The organism is Lacinutrix sp. 5H-3-7-4, from assembly GCF_000211855.2.
Taxonomy (GTDB): Bacteria; Bacteroidota; Bacteroidia; order Flavobacteriales; family Flavobacteriaceae; genus Lacinutrix.
In genome coordinates, this window is record NC_015638.1 from 2,493,123 (window position 1) to 2,512,177 (window position 19,055).

The 19,055-nt window shown below is 30.0% G+C and carries 13 protein-coding genes; 9 read left to right on the top strand and 4 right to left on the bottom strand.

Annotation, left to right across the window (positions count from 1 at the left end; translation table 11 throughout):
• Position 1 precedes the first annotated feature (1 nt).
• The 4 genes from LACAL_RS11220 to LACAL_RS11235 form a co-directional block, all read right to left on the bottom strand.
• On the bottom strand, positions 2-595 hold the full coding sequence (locus LACAL_RS11220; RefSeq protein ID WP_013870857.1) for a hypothetical protein: 594 nt from the start codon (positions 593-595) through the stop codon (positions 2-4).
• 98 nt (positions 596-693) lie between these two features.
• Complete coding sequence (locus LACAL_RS11225) at positions 694-2,049, bottom strand: DEAD/DEAH box helicase (protein WP_013870858.1); 1,356 nt, start codon at positions 2,047-2,049, stop codon at positions 694-696.
• 41 nt (positions 2,050-2,090) lie between these two features.
• Positions 2,091-2,981 (bottom strand): aldose 1-epimerase family protein, encoded by an 891-nt coding sequence (locus LACAL_RS11230; RefSeq protein ID WP_013870859.1) that lies wholly within the window; start codon positions 2,979-2,981, stop codon positions 2,091-2,093.
• A gap of 95 nt (positions 2,982-3,076) precedes the next feature.
• Entirely contained in the window at positions 3,077-6,607 is a 3,531-nt protein-coding gene (locus LACAL_RS11235) for a TraB/GumN family protein (RefSeq protein ID WP_013870860.1), read from the bottom strand.
• A gap of 90 nt (positions 6,608-6,697) precedes the next feature.
• Between LACAL_RS11235 and LACAL_RS11240 the strand changes: the two genes are divergently transcribed.
• From LACAL_RS11240 to LACAL_RS11280, 9 genes are all read left to right on the top strand, one after another.
• Positions 6,698-7,996, top strand: coding sequence for an anthranilate synthase component I family protein (locus LACAL_RS11240; protein WP_013870861.1), 1,299 nt, complete (start codon positions 6,698-6,700; stop codon positions 7,994-7,996).
• A 13-nt stretch (positions 7,997-8,009) separates the two neighbouring features.
• Positions 8,010-9,326: a tRNA lysidine(34) synthetase TilS gene (tilS, locus tag LACAL_RS11245; protein ID WP_013870862.1), complete on the top strand. Its 1,317-nt coding sequence runs from the start codon at positions 8,010-8,012 to the stop codon at positions 9,324-9,326.
• Positions 9,323-11,716 carry a protein-disulfide reductase DsbD domain-containing protein gene (locus LACAL_RS11250; protein ID WP_013870863.1) on the top strand — a complete coding sequence of 798 codons (2,394 nt, stop codon included), beginning with the start codon at positions 9,323-9,325 and terminating at the stop codon, positions 11,714-11,716. Before tilS ends, LACAL_RS11250 begins: the two co-directional genes overlap by 4 nt.
• A gap of 112 nt (positions 11,717-11,828) precedes the next feature.
• The gene (gene ade, locus LACAL_RS11255) at positions 11,829-13,457 is read left to right on the top strand and encodes an adenine deaminase (RefSeq protein WP_013870864.1); all 1,629 of its coding nucleotides are present in this window, start codon (positions 11,829-11,831) and stop codon (positions 13,455-13,457) included.
• A 274-nt stretch (positions 13,458-13,731) separates the two neighbouring features.
• Positions 13,732-16,206 (top strand): ATP-dependent Clp protease ATP-binding subunit, encoded by a 2,475-nt coding sequence (locus LACAL_RS11260; protein ID WP_013870865.1) that lies wholly within the window; start codon positions 13,732-13,734, stop codon positions 16,204-16,206.
• A 53-nt stretch (positions 16,207-16,259) separates the two neighbouring features.
• Positions 16,260-16,706 carry a hypothetical protein gene (locus LACAL_RS11265; RefSeq protein WP_013870866.1) on the top strand — a complete coding sequence of 149 codons (447 nt, stop codon included), beginning with the start codon at positions 16,260-16,262 and terminating at the stop codon, positions 16,704-16,706.
• Between the two features lie 2 nt (positions 16,707-16,708).
• On the top strand, positions 16,709-18,061 hold the full coding sequence (locus LACAL_RS11270) for a DUF5458 family protein (RefSeq protein WP_013870867.1): 1,353 nt from the start codon (positions 16,709-16,711) through the stop codon (positions 18,059-18,061).
• Between the two features lie 65 nt (positions 18,062-18,126).
• A complete protein-coding gene (locus tag LACAL_RS11275) occupies positions 18,127-18,606 on the top strand; it encodes a hypothetical protein (protein ID WP_013870868.1) in 480 nt (159 codons plus the stop codon).
• 5 nt (positions 18,607-18,611) lie between these two features.
• The gene (locus tag LACAL_RS11280) at positions 18,612-19,046 is read left to right on the top strand and encodes a hypothetical protein (RefSeq protein ID WP_013870869.1); all 435 of its coding nucleotides are present in this window, start codon (positions 18,612-18,614) and stop codon (positions 19,044-19,046) included.
• The last annotated feature ends 9 nt before the right edge of the window (positions 19,047-19,055 follow it).

The window sequence follows — 19,055 nt, forward strand, 5'->3', positions numbered from 1 at the left end:
CTTATAAAGCTCCAATTAAATCTTTAATTCTAAGCCTTTTGTTATAGTTGTTTTCGTTAGTTTCTCTAATAAAACACTGGTCACTTAAAGCACCATTATTAACTTTATTAATTAATGTTTTTGCTGTGTATGGACCAAACTCTTCAGATTTATTTATAAAATAATATTCATGATTATGTATAATATTTTTTGCCTTACTTAAATACTTTGAGTGTAGGTAAGTGGTAATATCATCATAAGTATTTAAAACTTTATCACTTTTAGTTTCGTTTATAAAAACAGCAAGTTCGTTAGATTTTCTATCAATGTCTAAGGTTAAAATGTCTTCATTTCTAAACGTCATTTTAATTACATTAATACTACCATCTTCACTGGTAATACGAATATAATTTTCATTTACATAATGCCATTTAGCTTTAGAGATTGTATTATTTGTAGTTCTAGTTAATACGTTGTCTTCAGTAAATATATAAGTGGTTTTTGCTTCTTTTATAGTATTAACCAATAACCAATTTTGATTAACAAGAATACTCACCACATTATCGTGGTAAAAAGTATTATCTGGATTTAAAAAAAGCTTAGAAATATCACTCATCGCTTAAATGTAAAAAATACGAGTTATTGTTAAAAATAAAACGGTATTTTTTCGATAAACGTATATTTATGCGTGTTTTATTGCGTACTTGGTAAGAATTATTTTCTTTTATTTCTTTTGTTATAGTTTTTGTCACCGCGCGTTTTAGGTTTTTTATACTTAGCGGCAATTTTAAACTTGTAAGAACCACCTAAATTTTCTTTAGAATTTTTTTCAGATTTTTCATGAAATGCTGGTCCAGGAGCGTCTTCATCTTTTCTGCGTTTATTAGGGTTATTACGTTCTTTAATTTGTGGTCTTTCTTCTTCTATAAGTTCTGTAGAAATTTCAACGGTATCTGGAATTTCTTCTACATTAATAGTCATATCCATTAACGCTTCAATATCTTCTATAGCTTGTTGTTCTTTTTCTGTAGTAAACACCAAAGCATGACCTTCGCGTTCTGCACGACCTGTTCTACCAATTCTGTGCATGTAGTTTTCTGGATATTCTGGTGTGTCAAAGTTTATAACGTGCGACACATTATCTATATCTAAACCACGAGCCATAACATCTGTAGCAACTAAAATTCTATTTATGCCTTCTCGAAATTGCTCGATACTTCGTAATCTATAGTTTTGTGTTTTGTTAGAGTGTATAACACAAAGCTCTTCGTTATATTCTTCGTCTAAAGCTTCAAATAGGCGATCGGCCATTTTTTTATAAGCTACAAAAATAAGTACCTTATTATAGGTTTCTTCATCTTGCAATAAATGCTTAAGTAAATTTAGTTTAGTATAAAAATTAGGCGCTTTGTAACGCGTTTGCTTAATATTTTCTAACGGCGTTCCAGAAGTAGCAATAGATACTTTTTCTGGCGATTTAAAGAAATCTACAATTAAATCGTCTACATCTTTTGTCATTGTAGCAGAAAACATAATGTTTTGTCTGCGTGTTGGTAACAAATCGAAAATATTAATAAGTTGATGTCTAAAACCTAAATCTAGCATAACATCGACTTCATCGATAATTAATTTTTGAATAGATTTTAATTGTAAAACTCTACTTAAAGCCAAATCGTATAAACGTCCTGGAGTAGCAACTAAAATATCTATGCCTTGAGCAATAGCTTGTTTTTGTGTATTAATATTTGTGCCACCATAAACACCCAAAACACGATTGTTAATGTATTTAGAGAGTTTTTCAATCTCTTCAACAACTTGTACAACAAGTTCTCTAGTAGGTACTAAAACTAACACTCTTGGGTTTTCTTGTTTAGAAAACGGAAGATTTCTAAGCACAGGTAGCATATAGGCAAAAGTTTTACCTGTTCCTGTTTGTGCTATACCAACCATATCTTTTCCACTTGCAACCACATTAAAAGCTTCTGCTTGTATTGGTGTTGGTGTAGTGTAGCCCAAATCGTCTAGGGCATTATATAATGGTGTGTTTAAGTTTAAGTCTCTAAAAGTCAAAGTAAATTATTTAAGCTACAAAATTACTATTTATATTTTGCTTACCCTAAATGATCCTCATGTATTTGTATACTGTAGGTTGCTGTAAAAGTTTCGCTTTCAGGTAATTTAATAATGCCCTCTTTTTCTTCTATTTTTTGATTTGTATTTTCATGATCTGCGACACCTAACCAAGGTTCTATGCAAACGTATGGTGCATTTGGTTTTGCCCAAATGCCCAAATAATTAAAGTCTTTAAAACTTAAATTAAGTATTTCGCCATGTATTTTACTAACTAAAGCTACTTTTCTAGACTTTAAATCTTTAAAAATAAGTGCGTCTTTATTAAATAAATCTGGTCTTAATTGTATGCTATTTCCAGATTTAAAAACGGTTTCAGTTTTATCTGTTACTAAACCATTATCCATGTTTAGCAAATGGGTTTTTGAGATTTCATTGTTTTCAAAAACTAAACTATAATCTGTATAGCTTTCGTTATTATATAATGGGCATTTAAATGCTGGATGACCACCAATTGAAAAGTAAATAGCTTTGTTGTCTAAGTTTTTTACTGTGTGTGCAATGTGGATGGTATTTTCTTCTAAAGTATAGGTAATTATAAATTGAAATTTAAAAGGGTAAATTTTTAATAAATCTTCATTATACATTAGGCTAAAAACAAGACTATTTCTCGTTTGTTTTAAAAGTTTTATATTTTTATTATGCCTAACAAAGCCATGTTTAGGAAGCTTAAATGTTTTACCATTATAGGTGTAACTATCTTCTTTTAGAGCGCCAATAATTGGAAATAAATTAGGAGCAAAACTTCCCCAAACATCGGGATCTGCATGCCACATAAATTGATTTTTGTTTTTTATAGCTGAAATTTCACAAAGTTCTGCACCTTTTGTATTGACTTTAATTTTTAAATTATTGTTAGTTAATTCGAACATGATTTTATTGGTTTTCAACGTTGTTTCTTGCTAAAATTTAAAGTTTTTCAAAAGTAATAAACCTTAAGAAATATGTTTTTTTAACATGGTTTTTTTTATAATTTTTCAGCTTTCTTTTTAATAAGTTCTTCTGTTTGCGCTTTCCACTTATCACTTAAATAGTGCCAATCTGTCAAGGTGGTATAAGTTTTAAAATCATGTTTTTGAGAGAGTTTAAAATCGGCTTTTACCACTGCTAAATAAGACTCTTCTGTGCCATCATACTCATAAATTAATGCATAGGCATAATAATTTATGCCGTTTAAATTAAGTGTGCCTAATACTTTTCTTTTTGTTGGCCATTCGTCTACTTCTTCTAAATATTGTTGTAAAGATAAGTTTGCAAACGCTGCTTCTTTATAATATTTTTTTGAAACCTTTTTAAAGTTATTTGCCTTATGGTATGCTTTCATAATATTATAGCGTGTATCTAAACTATCTAAAAGGGTATTGGTTAACTGGTTTTCAAGTTTTAAATCGTGAAGAATTCTAATTTCTGAAGCTCTAAGCGCTAACCACTTGTTGTTTTTAATATCTAATAACTGATTTGTAAAATTATCTATAGTTTGTGCTTGTTTGTTTTTAGGAAATGCCTCAAAATAATTTAGATAATTATAAATTATGGTTTGATGTGAGTAGTTAAAGTCTTTTGATGCTTTTTGATTAATAAATGTTTTTAAATCTTTAGTATTATTAATGGTTAAGCTATTAAATAGTGGAATAATATTGCTTTTGTTTTTATAACTAGATTTTAATATTTGTGCTGATAAACTTAGTAGTTGTGATCTGTATTTTTTTGAGTCAATAAGTTTTAATAACCCATTATAATCCTCTATTGCCATTGGGATAGAATCAAAATATGGAGAAAAAATAGCGTAATTATAATCTTCGGCTGCTTTAGGAGTATTATTTAAAAGTAACTTTCTATAAGTTGTTAAATTGTTGGGCGTTTTTAGTTCGGGAATTATTTGTAATATGCTTCTTTTTAAAGCTTCGTTTAAATTATTACTAGTGTATAGTTTTTCTAAAAAAGCAACTGTATTGTCATCTGAAACGTTATTAAATTCATTAATTATAGCTTCAATTACTTTTTCTTTATTTTCTGTTGTTGCATACTTAGCATCTATGGCTTTATAAAGTTTTGGTACATCATCTTTACTAAATTCATAATATGTAAATGCACCATAAGCTTGTTTAAATACTAAAGAGTCTTTAGACTTTAAATTGTTTAATAATAAATCTGTTTTAGAGCTGTAATAATTAAATGAGGTAGTATTTGTTTTGGGTAAATAACCGTACAATAGGTTGTTGGTTGTTTTACTGTCAATATTTTCTTTGCTTACAAAAGCCGATGTATAAATAAATTTATCTTTATCTAACCAAAGTAAGTACTTACTATAAATACTATCTTGTTTTTGCATAACAACAAATTCTACACCTTCGTTATTATTAACTTTTACTTTTTTGCTTCTTACAATAGTATCTGTGTAATTAGTAATGTTTTCTTTATTTAAATCGTAAAATTTAGCTAGGGTATCTATTTTAAAATAAGGTTTTAATTTTGTAAAACCGAAGGCATAAATATCTCCTGATTGTTCGTTTTTAGTATAATAATCATAAGAATTATAAAAATACGTATCAGAATTATCATAATCTTCATCTTCTAAAATTTCACGAATATTTTTAAAGCCTTTAAATTTTAAACCTTGTTTTTCATGAACAACAATAGGTTCTTCTTCAAAATCTGTAAGTTTAAAAGATTCAAAAAACGGATTGTTTGCATTTGCTTTTAATCCTTTTTCAAGTCTTTGCGCAAGAAGTAAATACGTTCTATTGCCTCTAAAAAACAATCTGCAAATAGAATGAGAAACACCTTTAATATAAAGTTCATATTCCTTACCAATATAACCGTTTTGGTATATTGTTTTTGGTGTGCCAATAATTTCGGCTTTACCAGTAAATGTTTCTGCCATACCTGTAAACGATGCCTCTAAATCATCAATTCTATAGCCATTAGGTTGGTCGTTATATCGTATTATATAATTAGATTTATTTTTGGCATCTATGGCCATAAACATATTAATTATGTAAGGTTCTGTAGTGTCTTCAAACGGACTTTCAATTTCTCTAGAACGATCTAAAGGTTTGCTTGGCATTTTTACTGTAAAGGCTCCTTTTTTATGCTTAAACTCATACCAATTTGGTGTTGGTATAGCTTTAGGTTTTGTGATTTTTATAGAGTTTACAAAACGTGACACCATTTTAGAGTTTAGTGAATTATAGTTTCCGTAGACTAAAAATTGATAAAAAATCCCATTTTTAAATGCAAAAACAGATTTTACACCATCTTTTTTTTGATCACTTGGTTCAGGAATTTTTATGTCAATTTCATAACCTTGTGTACCACCAATTGTAATGGTTTTTTTGCTAACTATTTCTCCATTATATCGTGTAGCAGCATCTTCAATCATTTTTTCATAAAACATGGTTTTGTCTATTCCATTTTTAGATCTAAAATCTAAAGCAAAATAAGAATAGTTTGTACCGGTAATTAAGTCTGTGTAGATATAAGCATCAAGTCCCTCGTTATTTGATTCTATAGCAGGAATTCCTGGTGTTTGCAATGTGTAGCCATAATCTTCACTATTAAATGTATGCCAAGACATTTTAGAAGTATCTATAGTATAATTTTTTGCAACTCCTGTAAATTTAGCTTCTACAGGCGTAACTTTATAACCTTTATCGCGAAGCATTTTTATAAGTCCCACATTTCCTGGTAAATGTGCTGCACCAACAGCCGAAAAAATAGAACTGTTTTTCATTTGTTTTATAATACTATTAGTCATTACAATGTTTCTACTTTTCATTTCTTCTCCATAACCATCATAAGACATAATCATGGCGTCTATAGCATTAATATCGCCTGTTATATATACCTTTTTTAAGGCTTCAGTTTCAGTTTCATAAGTTTCTATGTCGTAAAAAAGCTCTTCTAAAAGTAGTTCGCGTTTTCTCTCATCTGTAGCATTTTCAAAATAAAATAATTGTGAATCGGTATCTTCTAAACCTACAATTTCTTTTTGCATAGTCTTAGCATGACCTAAAAGGTGCATGTCTACAAAAGTTGTTTTATCGGTTTCTTTTTCACTATCAGGACTTAGCATAGACATTAAAATACTTGGGTCGTAAAGTGTAGATTCTTCAATATCGTAACCGTTTATAGCCTTAAACCGTTTGGCAATTTTGCTATATTCATCATCATTTAAAAGTTTTTTAAACTGCAAATAAGCAAGCTCAATTTTTGGTTTTGTAAACATTTTTATCACTAAAGAATCGGGCTGAATTTCTAATGCAAATTTCTCGGTATTTTCAATTGCAGGCAAAACGGCATCGCTAAAATTAAAAGCGCGTTCGTCGCTAACATGCATTGTGCCAAATAAATAAGAAGGTTTACGTTGGTCTTTGCCTTCAATTTTCCATAATAAAGAATATTTAGATTTTTCTTGAGCAGATAATTGTAAACCGAAAATTAATAAAAGCAAAATGGTTAGTAAATGCTTTTTAAAATTAATAGAAAATAAAGTCATAAGATTGGGATAGTGAAACGTTTTATATATTATACTTAGAAAATAGTGAGATTCTTTTTAAATTTGAAAAGGTTAATATAAGCACTTTAATTGAGAACAAGTAAAACAAAACAAATAGTTAATATTGAGGAATTTAAGAGAAAACTACTTTCTTGGGCACAACATTTTGATGATGTTGTTTGGCTTGATTCCAACAATTACTCACAAAAATATTCAAATTATGATGCCGTTTTAGCGGTTGATGCATTTACAGCAATACAAACAGATTATCATGATGCTTTTGGTAAACTTAAAGAATACCAAAACAATACTAACGATTGGATTTTTGGTTATTTAACTTACGATTTAAAAAACGATACCGAAAACTTAAAATCTAATAATACCGATGGTTTAGCTTTTGCAGACCTGTATTTTTTTCAGCCTAAAAAAATCTTTTTGGTACAAGGTAATACGGTTACTATAAAATATTTAAATGCTGTTGATGATGAGTTAGAAATAGATTTAGAAACCATAGAGAATTATAAATCTACTATTAATACTCAAGCAAATACAAACATAAAAATTAAGCTGCGTACAAGTAAAGATGATTACTTTGAAAAAGTAGCAAAAATGCAATGGCATATAAATAGAGGTGATATTTACGAAGCTAATTTTTGTCAAGAATTTTATGCCGAAAATACAACCATAAACCCAATAGAAACTTATTATAAACTTAACGAAATTTCACAACCGCCATTTGCAACTTTTTTTAAAACAAATGATAAATATTTACTCTCTGCTTCGCCAGAGCGATACATAAAAAAAGCAGGTACTAAAATCATTTCGCAACCTATAAAAGGTACAGCAAAACGCGAAAGCGATGCTATATTAGACAATACATTAAAACATAATTTAATTACAGACCAAAAGGAACGTAGTGAAAATATTATGATTGTAGATTTAGTTAGAAACGATTTATCACAAACAGCCACAAAAGGTAGCGTTGAAGTCGAGGAGCTTTGTAAAGTTTATAGCTTTAAACAAGTACATCAAATGATATCTACAGTAGTTTCTCAAGTAGAAAACACTATAGATCCTATAGAAGTTTTAAAAACTACATTTCCAATGGGAAGCATGACTGGAGCTCCAAAAATTTCAGCAATGAAAATTATTGAAACTCTAGAAGACGCTAAACGTGGTTTGTATTCTGGTTCTGTAGGTTACATTACTCCAGAGAACGACTTCGATTTTAATGTTATAATTCGTAGTATTTTATATAACGAAACACGGCAATATGTTTCTTATTCTGTTGGTGGAGCAATTACTGCAAAAAGTAAACCAACTAGCGAATACGAAGAGTGTTTATTAAAGGCAAAAGCCATGCAAACAGTTTTAGAAAACAATAATTAATAAGCAGTAACACATGTTTAATGCCTTTAAAAATAATATAGAGAATAATATGCCTTATTTAAAAAAGGCTAAAATTCTTATTGCGGTTTCTGGAGGTTTAGATAGTGTTGTTTTAACTCATTTATGTTCAAAGTTAAATTTAAATATTGCGCTAGCACATTGTAATTTTAATTTACGCGAAAATGAAAGTGATACCGATGAAGCTTTTGTTTTAGAATTAGCAAAAACATTAGATATAGAAGCTTTTGTACAGCATTTTAATACAGAAGCTTATGCTAAAGCAGAAAAAAGCTCAATACAAATGGCAGCCAGGACCTTACGTTATAATTGGTTTTTTGATTTAGCAAGGCAATTACAATTCGACTATATATTAACAGCACATCATGCAGATGATAATCTAGAAACTGTACTAATAAATCTTACACGTGGTACAGGAATTGAAGGTTTAACAGGAATCCCAGAGCGTAACGAAAATATCGTGAGACCATTACTTAAGTTTTCAAGAGAAAGTTTAGAGTACTATGCAAAATCTAAAAATATAGCATGGCGAGAAGATAGTAGTAATGCTTCAACAAAATATTTAAGAAACAAATTACGACACGATGTTATTCCTATTTTAAAAGAAATAAATCCTACGTTGCTTAAAAATGTAGAAACTACATTAGATAATTTAAAAGATACCAAAGCTATTGTTCAAGAAAGTGTAAGTGCAGTTTTAAAACGTGCAATTATACAACACGATAGTGAAGCCGTAATTTATAAAATACAAGAGTTTAAAAATCTAAAACAACCAAAAGCTTATTTATTTGAGGTTTTTAAAATCTATGGTTTTACAGATTGGAACGTACTTGAAAATTTATTGCACGCGCAAAGCGGAAAACAAATAATGTCTAACACTCATACACTGTTAAAAAATAGAGAAACATTAGTTTTAACAGAAAACACAACTGTTACAGCATTTAAAGAAATTACAATAGAAAAACCATCTAAAAGTATTGAAATTGCTAACGGTTTATTATCTATAGAACGCGTTGAAAAACTAGAGAAAAATACAAAATCTACTATTTATTTAGACCAAAAACTGTTAAACTTTCCTTTAAAAGTAAGACAATGGGAAAAAGGAGACTATTTTTACCCGTTGGGAATGACAGGAAAAAAGAAACTAAGTAAGTTTTTTAAAGACGAAAAACTGTCGTTACGAGCTAAAGAAAAATGCCTCGTTTTAATCTCAAACAATACCATAGTTTGGGTTATAAATTATAGAAGTAGTGCGTTGTTTAAAGCAACAAATCAAACAGATAACATATTAAAAATCACATATCAACAATGAAGCAATTTATAGCTTTTATCTTAGTTTTATTTTCAATAAATAGTGTAACAGCACAACTTAATCCTGTAAAATGGAGCACAAGTGTAGAAAAAATATCTGATACAGATTATAACTTAATATTTAATGCAGATATAGAATCGAAATGGCATTTATACTCACAAACGTTACCAGAAGGTGGCGCTTTGCCAACAGCGTTTACATATAATAATGAAGGTGAAGATTATAAAGTATTAGGTAAAACAAAAGAGAGTAGAAGTATAACAAAACACGATAAGGTTTTTGATATGGATCTTACGTTTTTTGACGATTCTGCAACATTCACGCAACGTATAGAGTTGGTAAATAAAAATATTATTGCCATAGAAGCAGAGGTTAGCTTTCAAGCCTGTGACGATAAACAATGTATTTTTGAAAGTGAAATTTTAACCTTTCAACTTCCAACACCAAATAATATTATTGGCAAACAATCTAACGTTTTAGAGCCTGTAAAATGGACCTCGAAAGCCAATAAACTTTCAGATACAGAATATGAGATAGAATATAAAGCAGTAATAGATGGCGATTGGCATTTCTATTCACAAGAAAATAATGCAGACGATGGACCAATTGCTACAGAATTTACATTCGATACTGAGTCTAAAGACTATGAAGTAATAGGAGAAACTTCAGAATCAAAATCTAAAAAAGTTTTTGAAGACGTTTTTAATATGGATGTTAAGTATTTTGAAAAAGAAGCAACCTTTAAGCAAAAAATAAAACTTTTAAATCCAGAAGTAAAAGTTATAAAAGCAGAAGTGTTTTTTCAAGTTTGTGATAACGAAAAATGCCTTGCACCAGAAACCTTTGAGTTTCAAACATCGCTTTCTGGAGATTTATTAAAATCTTCAGGAGCAACACAACTTAGCGATTATGATATTGAACAATCGAAAGCACTTGCATTAGATATTAAAGGAAAAGAAAAGTTTGAAAAAGCAGAAGATGTAGAAGAAAAAAGTAACCTTACCATTTTCTTTTTAGGTTTTTTAGGAGGATTAATAGCTTTGTTAACACCATGTGTTTTTCCTATGATTCCTTTAACGGTTTCATTTTTTACTAAAAGTGCAGGAAACTCTCAAAAAGGAATTGCAAATTCTGTAATGTATGGTTTTTTCATCTTTTTAATTTACTTTTTATTAAGCTTACCATTTCATGTTTTAGACTCTTTAGACCCAGAAATATTAAATAACATATCTACAAATGTGACGTTAAATATTATCTTTTTTATAATATTTATAGCCTTTGCTTTTTCATTTTTTGGTTATTACGAGTTAACATTACCACATTCTTGGAGCGCCGCTTTAGATAGTAAAGCAAATAGTGTTGGCGGTTTAATAGGCGTGTTTTTTATGGCATTAACCTTAGCTATAGTATCGTTTTCTTGTACAGGTCCAATTTTAGGAACTTTATTAGGAAGCTCTTTAACTAGCGATGGTGGCGCAACACAATTAACCATGGGAATGAGTGGTTTTGGTCTTGCATTAGCTTTACCATTTACTTTATTTGCTATGTTTCCAAAATGGTTAAATTCTTTACCAAAATCTGGAGGTTGGTTAACAACAGTAAAAGTCGTTTTAGGTTTTATAGAAATTGCTTTAGCCTTAAAGTTTTTATCTAACGCAGACCTTGTAAAACATTGGGGACTATTAAAAAGAGAAGTCTTTATTGGACTTTGGATAATTGTTGGTATTGGCTTACTATTATATCTATTTGGAAAAATAAAATTTCCACACGATGGTCCATATAAAAAGCCTACAAAATGGCGTTGGTCTTTTATTTTTTTAGTTTTTGCATTTACAGTATATTTAATTCCAGGTTTAACAAATACTAAATATGCTAACTTAAAGATGTTAAGTGGTTTTCCGCCGCCATTATGGTATAGTATTTATGAAAAAGAATCTGAGTGTCCTTTAGGTTTAAATTGTTATAAAGATTTAAACGAAGGCGTAGCAGCGGCAAAAGCATCCAATAAACCTATAATGCTAGATTTTACAGGTTATGCTTGTGTAAACTGCCGTAAAATGGAAGAACAAGTATGGAGTGAAGACGATATTTATAATATTTTAAACGATGAATATATTATTATTTCACTGTATGTAGATGATAGAAAGGAATTGCCAGAAAATGAACAATTTAAATTTTTAAAATCTAATGGTAGTTTAAAAAGTATAAAAACTATTGGAGATAAATGGGCAACTTTACAAACAGTAACATTTCAAAATAACTCACAACCGTTTTATGTATTACTAAATCACGATATGGAAATGCTAAACCATACCACAGCATACACGCCAAATGATGAAGAATATTTAGAATGGCTTAAAAAAGGTTTAGAGAATTTTAAGAAGAAATAAATTATTAAGTATATAAAAATCTTATTTATATAATTAAATAAAAAGAATCTTAAATATGTAATAAGATTCTTTTTTTTTACTCCGTTATAACGGCTTAAAACACTAATAAATTATGAAAATTCAAGGTCAAATAGTAGACATCCAAAATAAACGTATTTACAAAGGAGAGATAGCTATTAAAGCAGGTAAAATAGCATCAATAGAAGAAAAAGACCATGACGTTAATCATTATATTTTACCAGGATTTGTAGATGCTCACATTCATATAGAAAGCTCTATGTTAGTGCCAAGCGAGTTTGCTAAATTGGCAGTACGTCATGGTACCGTTTCTACGGTTAGTGATCCACACGAAATAGCAAATGTACTTGGTGTTAAAGGTGTTGAATTCATGATTGCAAATGGAAAGCAAACACCGTTTAAATTTAATTTTGGAGCACCATCTTGTGTGCCTGCTACAAACTTTGAATCGGCTGGAGCAGTTATAGATAGTGAAGATATAAAAACCTTAATGGCAAATCCAGATATTAAATATCTTGCCGAAATGATGAACTATCCCGGTGTACTTTTTAATGACGAAGAAGTGCTTAAAAAAATAGCTTGGGCAAAACATTATAATAAACCAGTAGATGGTCACGCACCAGGTTTACGTGGTGACGATATTACAAAGTACATTGCCGCAGGAATTTCTACAGACCACGAATGTTTTACTTACGACGAAGCTTTAGAAAAACTACAAAAAGGCATGAAAGTTATTATTCGTGAAGGTAGCGCTGCTAAAAACTTTGAAGCCTTAATAGATTTGTTACCAGAACACTTTGAAAACATGATGTTTTGTAGTGATGATAAGCATCCAGACGATTTATTATTAAACCATATAAATAAACTTTGTGCGCGTGCCATTACAAAAGAAATAGACTTGTTTAAAGTATTGCAAGCCGCATGTATAAATCCTGTAAAACATTACAATTTAGATGTTGGATTGCTACAAGAAAATGATGCTGCAGATTTTATAGTTGTTGAAGATTTAAAGCAATTTAAAACGCTTCAAACCTATATAAATGGAGCATTAGTTTACGACTTTGGGAAAGTAAATATTAAAGATGTTGTATTTAAAAACCTCAATAATTTTAATTGTGACAAAAAAGAAATTTCAGAATTTAGATACGAATCTTCAGCTAAAAAAATAAGAGTTATAGAATGCTTAGATGGCGAGTTAGTCACCAATCAAGTTATAACAAATAGCTTGATAGATAATGGTAATTTAATTTCTAATACAGAAACCGATGTTTTAAAAATAACGGTTGTTAATCGTTACAATAATGCAAAACCTGCTATTGCTTTTATAAAAAATTTCGGATTAAAAGAAGGCGCAATAGCAAGTTCCGTAGGTCACGATTCTCATAATATTATTGCAGTTGGTGTAGACGATGCTTCCATTTGTAAAGCTGTTAATGCCATAATTGAAGCAAAAGGAGGAATTTCGGCGGTAAACAATTCCGAAGAAAAAACAGTAGCATTACCAGTTGCAGGAATAATGAGCGATAAAAACGGAGAAACTATAGGTAAACAATACGCAACACTTGATGCTATGGCAAAACAAATGGGAAGCAAACTAAACGCACCATATATGTCGTTATCATTTATGGCTTTATTAGTAATACCAGCACTTAAATTAAGTGATAAAGGATTGTTTAATGGCAGTACTTTTGAGTTTGCTAGACTTGATATTGATAATTTGTAACTAATTAATCTTTTTTAATTAAAATAAAAAACCTTTCAAGAGCTCAAATTCATGAAAGGTTTTTTTGTTTTAAGCGATACTGTACATTAAGCAATACTTATCTCAATAATGTAAATTTAAACTTCAAAATTATTCTAATAGCTTAAAATTAAATAGTTGGTAATCTCTGTATTTATTTCTAATTTAGTTCAGCCTAAATCTATAATAAATATCATTTTGGTGTTAACCTTAGGTGTATAAAAATATTAATATTAGGTAAAAACAAACTATTTCTATGGCAGATTATGCACTATCAAGCAAGTTAAAAGAAGCATTACATATTGCTCAAGCAATTGCAAAAGAATATTCAAATAAACAATACTCATCTGCACACGTATTAAAAGCCTTAATGCACAAAAGTATAGGCATGATTAAGTACTTAGAAAGTATAGATCAAGATGGTTACTATGTAGAAGAATGGGCAGAAGTAAGGTTAGAATCTTTACCAAAAACCAATAAAGTACCAGAAAATCCTTCAGCAGACGATAGTGTAGAAGCAGTGCTGTATGAAGCCGATAATATAAAACTAAAACTAGGCTTAGAGGAAGTAACAGAGCATTGTGTGCTAATTGCATTATGTACGCCAGGCGTAGGTTTTTCATTCGAGCAATTAAAATCATTTTCATTAACACCTAATGAGATTATAGATAATATAGGCGTAAAAGAAGATGGCACAGTAAGTGCACCAGCAGGAACAACTTCAAAAAAACAAAACAAAGCTGTTGGTACAGGTACACTTTCACAATATTGTATAGACAAAACTTCTGGAGCAAGTAATAATGAGTTAGACCAAATTTCTGGAAGAGAATCTGAAATTAAAATGATAGGCGAAATTTTAGGTCGTCGCTCTAAACCAAATGTTTTAATTCTTGGAGATCCAGGTGTTGGTAAAACGGTTTTATTTAATGGTTTAGCCTATGCCTCTGTAAATAATAATGTACCAGAACATTTAAAAAGTGCGAGAATCTATGAATTAGATTTTATAAACTTAGTTTCTGGTGCAGGTTATAAAGGTGAAATAGAAGATAGGTTTAAAAAGGTTATAGAAGAAATAAAACAATTTCCAAAAGCAATTTTATTAATTGATGAAATTAATAATTTAACCGATAAAAACCAGGGAAATCAAGGCTTAGCAAATTTATTAAAGTCTGAGTTGGTAAAAGGAGAACTTACCGTAATAGGTACAGCAACAAATGATGCTTTTAGAAAATATATAGAAGTAGACGAAGGTTTAGCAAGACAATTTGAAACGGTAAGATTAATAGAGCCAAGTGAAGATGAAGCTTACCGTATGATAAAAAATACCATTTCTTATTATACAGACCATCACAAGTTAACAATAGATTCTGAAACTATAAATGAAGCTATAAGACTCGCAAAGCGTTATAATAAAGAACGAAGTTTGCCAGACTCTGCTATAGATTTAATAGACAGAACAATGTCTGCAGCAAAATACATGATAGAAACATCTGTAGATGAAATTGAAACAATAAAACAACATTTAGAAGCATTAAAAGAAGATACTGAATTTACAGAAGAAGAGTTGCTAAAAGAGCAAACATGGCAATATGCTTTAATGAAAAACAGGTTGAGTTATTTATTGTTTGATGAGTTAGGAGACGATAACCATTTTGAAGACGTAAAAACATCTAAAGCAGGTTTTAAAGCCATGGAAAGCATGCTTAACCAATTGCATGAAGTTGCTTCTCAAGAAAAAACAAGTATAAACAAAAACGATGTAGCCTCAACAATAGCAAATAAAACAGGAATACCAACAGGTAAGTTACAAGCCGATGAAAAAGAGCGATTACTTAATATGGAAACCGTTTTACAACGTCGAGTTATAGGTCAAGATCATGCAATAAGTGTAATAACATCAGCAGTTTTAGAATCTAGATCGGGTTTAAGTAAACCAGGATTACCAGTAGGATCGTTTTTCTTTTCTGGACCAACAGGAACAGGAAAAACCGAATTAGCAAAATCACTAGCCGAATTTTTATTTCAAGACGAAAATGCAATAATCCGTTTTGATATGAGTGAGTTTAAAGAAGAACACTCTGCAGCCTTACTATATGGTGCGCCTCCAGGATATGTAGGTTATGAAGAAGGCGGATTACTAGTAAATAAAATAAGGCAGAAACCATATTCTATTGTCCTTTTTGATGAAATAGAAAAAGCACATCCATCGGTTTTTGATATTTTTCTTCAAATATTAGACGAAGGAAAACTTAGCGACCGTTTAGGTAAAGTTGGAGATTTCTCTAATGCAGTAATACTATTTACATCCAATATAGGCAGCCAACATATAGTAGACTCTTTCGATCAAGGTATTATACCAAAATCTAACGATTTGCTAGAAATAATGGGAAGCTATTTTAGACCAGAATTTTTAGGAAGACTAACAGAAATTATCCCGTTTTCTCCAATAACAAAAGAGAATGTGGTTAAAATATTTAAAATACAATTACAAGGATTGCTAAAAGCCTTAGGCAAACAAGATATAAGTTTAGAAATATCTAACGATGCAATGGAGCATTTAGCAATAAAAGGCTTTACACCAAAATATGGTGCAAGACCACTACGTGGCGTAATTCGTACAGATTTGAGATCGCCATTATCAAGAATGATTATTTCTGGAGACATAACAAAAGGAGCCAAAGTAAGCCTAAAACTCAACAAAGAAAAAGAATTAGAGTGGCAATATAAATAACCAAAAATTGCTTATATTTATCAATAACAAAGAATTAATTAAACCAAAACAACATGGACACTTACGGATTGGGCGGCACAGAAGTAAAAACTGATGCTAATGAAGCCATACAAGAAATACCTCAAAACAGAACACTTTTTGTAGAGAAGTTAACTCAAGATCAGCCTATAAAACCAGAAGTGGTTACAGGACTTAAAACGGTAGAAGAAGTTTTTGAACACTACAAGCCAGAAGTAGAAGTAGATTTTGAAGATGCCGATGGCGTTGAAAAAAAAGAAGCGCTAAATTTTAAAAATTTAGGCGATTTTGGTGGAAAAGGTATTACTCGACAAAGTAAATTTTTAAAAGATTTAAATACCGAAAAAGACCAATACCTAAAAATTGTAAAACAACTAAAAACTAACAAAATATTAAAGACTGCTTTAGAAAACCCAGAAGCTAAAGAATCTTTATTAGAAGCTATTCGCGCATTATTAACCGAAATCCAAGAAAACAAATAATTATGGCATCACCAGAACAAAAAGGACAATTTACTCCAGTAGAAAATCCCGCGCAATACTTAAAAGAAAAAAGCGAAAGCTTAGCTAAATATGGCGGTTTCGATTTGTTAGAGTCTTGCATTGAAGGTGTTCAAAATATGAATCCGGAGCGTAAGGCAAGAAAAAAAATATTTCTTACAGAAAATAGTAAAACCGAAGATAGAGAACAACTTAAAAAAGTATTAGAAATTTGGTCATCGGTTTTAGGTGGTGCAGAAAATATTTCTGATATGGTTGAAGCATCAGAAGAAAAGTCTCAAGTTGCTAATGGGTTATTAAAAAAGAACCTTAATAAAGCTTTAGAATCTACTAATGAATTAGAACGTTCTTACCGTTCTATGGCTTTATTTTATAAAAATACCGAGTCTGATAAGTTAAAGAACATTTCTATAATGAACGCAGAGCTAGATCAAGTTAAAGATTTAGACAATACACGTTTTATAGATGCTATAGCAGAAGAATTAAAATCTACTTACGATAGATTAGATTTAAGAGATAACTACGGTTTATTAGTAATACCAGGTTATTTAGGATCTAATAAAGTTGTAGAAAAATGGGCTAAAATTGCACACGAAAATAAAGCCATGTTAGTAACAGATTTTGAGCACTTAGATGAGCCAGATGATGTTATGGAAATGTTTGAAGCTGCAAATTTAACTAGTGGAGATAAATATAAGTCTAATGTAATAATGGCTTGTAACTGGTTAGTTGGTAGAGGTAAAGTGGATGAAGTAGGAGAGGAAGATGATTTATACGTACCACCAGCAGGAGCTTTAGCGGGTAAAATATATAATACATTAATGTCTCAAGTTACTGCCGGTAAAAAGTTTGGTGGTATTAACGAAATTGATGGTGTACGTTTTGACCTTAAAAAAAGTGAAATTGCGCATTTAGAAAAAATGGGATTAGTACCTATGGTAAACGAGTATGGTAAAGTAATGGCATTTTCTGCTAAAACTTTATTTAATGGTGATAACCTTGGGTTACAAACATACTCTGTAGTAAGAGTATTCGATTACGTTACAAAAGTATTAATGGATTTCTTAAACCGTCGTGCTTTCGAAAACTTTAATGCAAAAACTAGAAAAGAATTAATGGGACAAATTGTTAAGTTTTTAGATGGTATTACAGGACCAGATAAACTTATTGAAGACTTTTCTATTAAACGTTTCGAGCAAGATCCAAACCAAAAAGATCGTGTGTTTTTAGATATACACATGACACCTTATTTTCCAGCCAAAAACTTTATGATTAAAATGGACGGACAAAAAGGAGATGATGGTACAGAATGGGATGCAGAATATGAGCAACAATAAAAATATAAATTAATAAAACGCCACTTTTTAAGTGGCGTTTATTTTTATAACATAATTTAAACGCTATGAAAATTAAACTTTTATTTTTTTGTGCAAGTCTATTTTTTGCTTGTAAAAACGGCAATACAACCCAAACAAATAATTTTGAAAGTAAAGATGCTTTAGAATACCCAGAAAATAAAAGCATAAAAAATAACGATTCATTAGCGCTTCAAAAAATTATTAAAAAAGCAATAGACTTACCAGAGTTACAACAATATTATCATGTTTTAGAGTTACCAAGTAGATCGCCTTTAGTTGTGCATTTTAATACAAAAGATTATAAAAATTTAGAGCTTTTTAAATTTGGAAAACCTGTTGAAATAGTTAATAGTATTAATACAGTTAAAAATAAACCACATTTAAAGTTTAACGTGGTAAATGTAGAAGAAGCTAGAGCAAGCCTTGATTTTGATTATAAAGTTGAAGGAATAAATGTATTAATGGAGCTAAATAAAATTAATGGAAATTGGATAGTTGTTAATTCAAAAATTATAGAAAAATAAGATTTATGAAAATGAATAGCTCAGACATAAAAAAATACCCCAAATTAGCTTATTATGTTAAGTATAATATCCCACAAGTTTTACATGTGTCTCCAATAATAATGGCATTAAAAAAAGTAGGAGGCATAAAAAAGAGTAAAATTAAGCAAGCATTAAAATGGGGAATTGGACCAGAAATTAATATTACTACTCTAGTAAAAGCTTATGGTGCATTTACTCCAAACTCTAAGTCTAATGAAATAAGAATAGATATAAAATTAGTTGAGCAATTTGAAAAAGGAAAAGATGTACGCTTAGCAAGAGCAGGAAATGTTTACTTAATTGGCGTAACCCTTTTACATGAATTGGTACATTGGGCAGACGACCAAAACGGAAAAGATAGACCAGGAGAAGAAGGTGAGGAGTTTGAAAAATTAATATATGGAAAAGTAGTAAATTAAAATTTTATA

Excerpts from the sequence above, each read along its gene's own strand:
- LACAL_RS11220 (WP_013870857.1), bottom strand. The coding sequence starts at position 595 with ATGAGTGATATTTCTAAGCTTTTTTTAAATCCAGATAATACTTTTTAC.
- LACAL_RS11230 (WP_013870859.1), bottom strand. The coding sequence starts at position 2,981 with ATGTTCGAATTAACTAACAATAATTTAAAAATTAAAGTCAATACAAAA.
- LACAL_RS11235 (WP_013870860.1), bottom strand. The coding sequence starts at position 6,607 with ATGACTTTATTTTCTATTAATTTTAAAAAGCATTTACTAACCATTTTG.
- tilS (WP_013870862.1), top strand. The coding sequence starts at position 8,010 with ATGTTTAATGCCTTTAAAAATAATATAGAGAATAATATGCCTTATTTA.
- LACAL_RS11250 (WP_013870863.1), top strand. The coding sequence starts at position 9,323 with ATGAAGCAATTTATAGCTTTTATCTTAGTTTTATTTTCAATAAATAGT.
- ade (WP_013870864.1), top strand. The coding sequence starts at position 11,829 with ATGAAAATTCAAGGTCAAATAGTAGACATCCAAAATAAACGTATTTAC.
- LACAL_RS11260 (WP_013870865.1), top strand. The coding sequence starts at position 13,732 with ATGGCAGATTATGCACTATCAAGCAAGTTAAAAGAAGCATTACATATT.
- LACAL_RS11265 (WP_013870866.1), top strand. The coding sequence starts at position 16,260 with ATGGACACTTACGGATTGGGCGGCACAGAAGTAAAAACTGATGCTAAT.
- LACAL_RS11270 (WP_013870867.1), top strand. The coding sequence starts at position 16,709 with ATGGCATCACCAGAACAAAAAGGACAATTTACTCCAGTAGAAAATCCC.
- LACAL_RS11275 (WP_013870868.1), top strand. The coding sequence starts at position 18,127 with ATGAAAATTAAACTTTTATTTTTTTGTGCAAGTCTATTTTTTGCTTGT.
- LACAL_RS11280 (WP_013870869.1), top strand. The coding sequence starts at position 18,612 with ATGAAAATGAATAGCTCAGACATAAAAAAATACCCCAAATTAGCTTAT.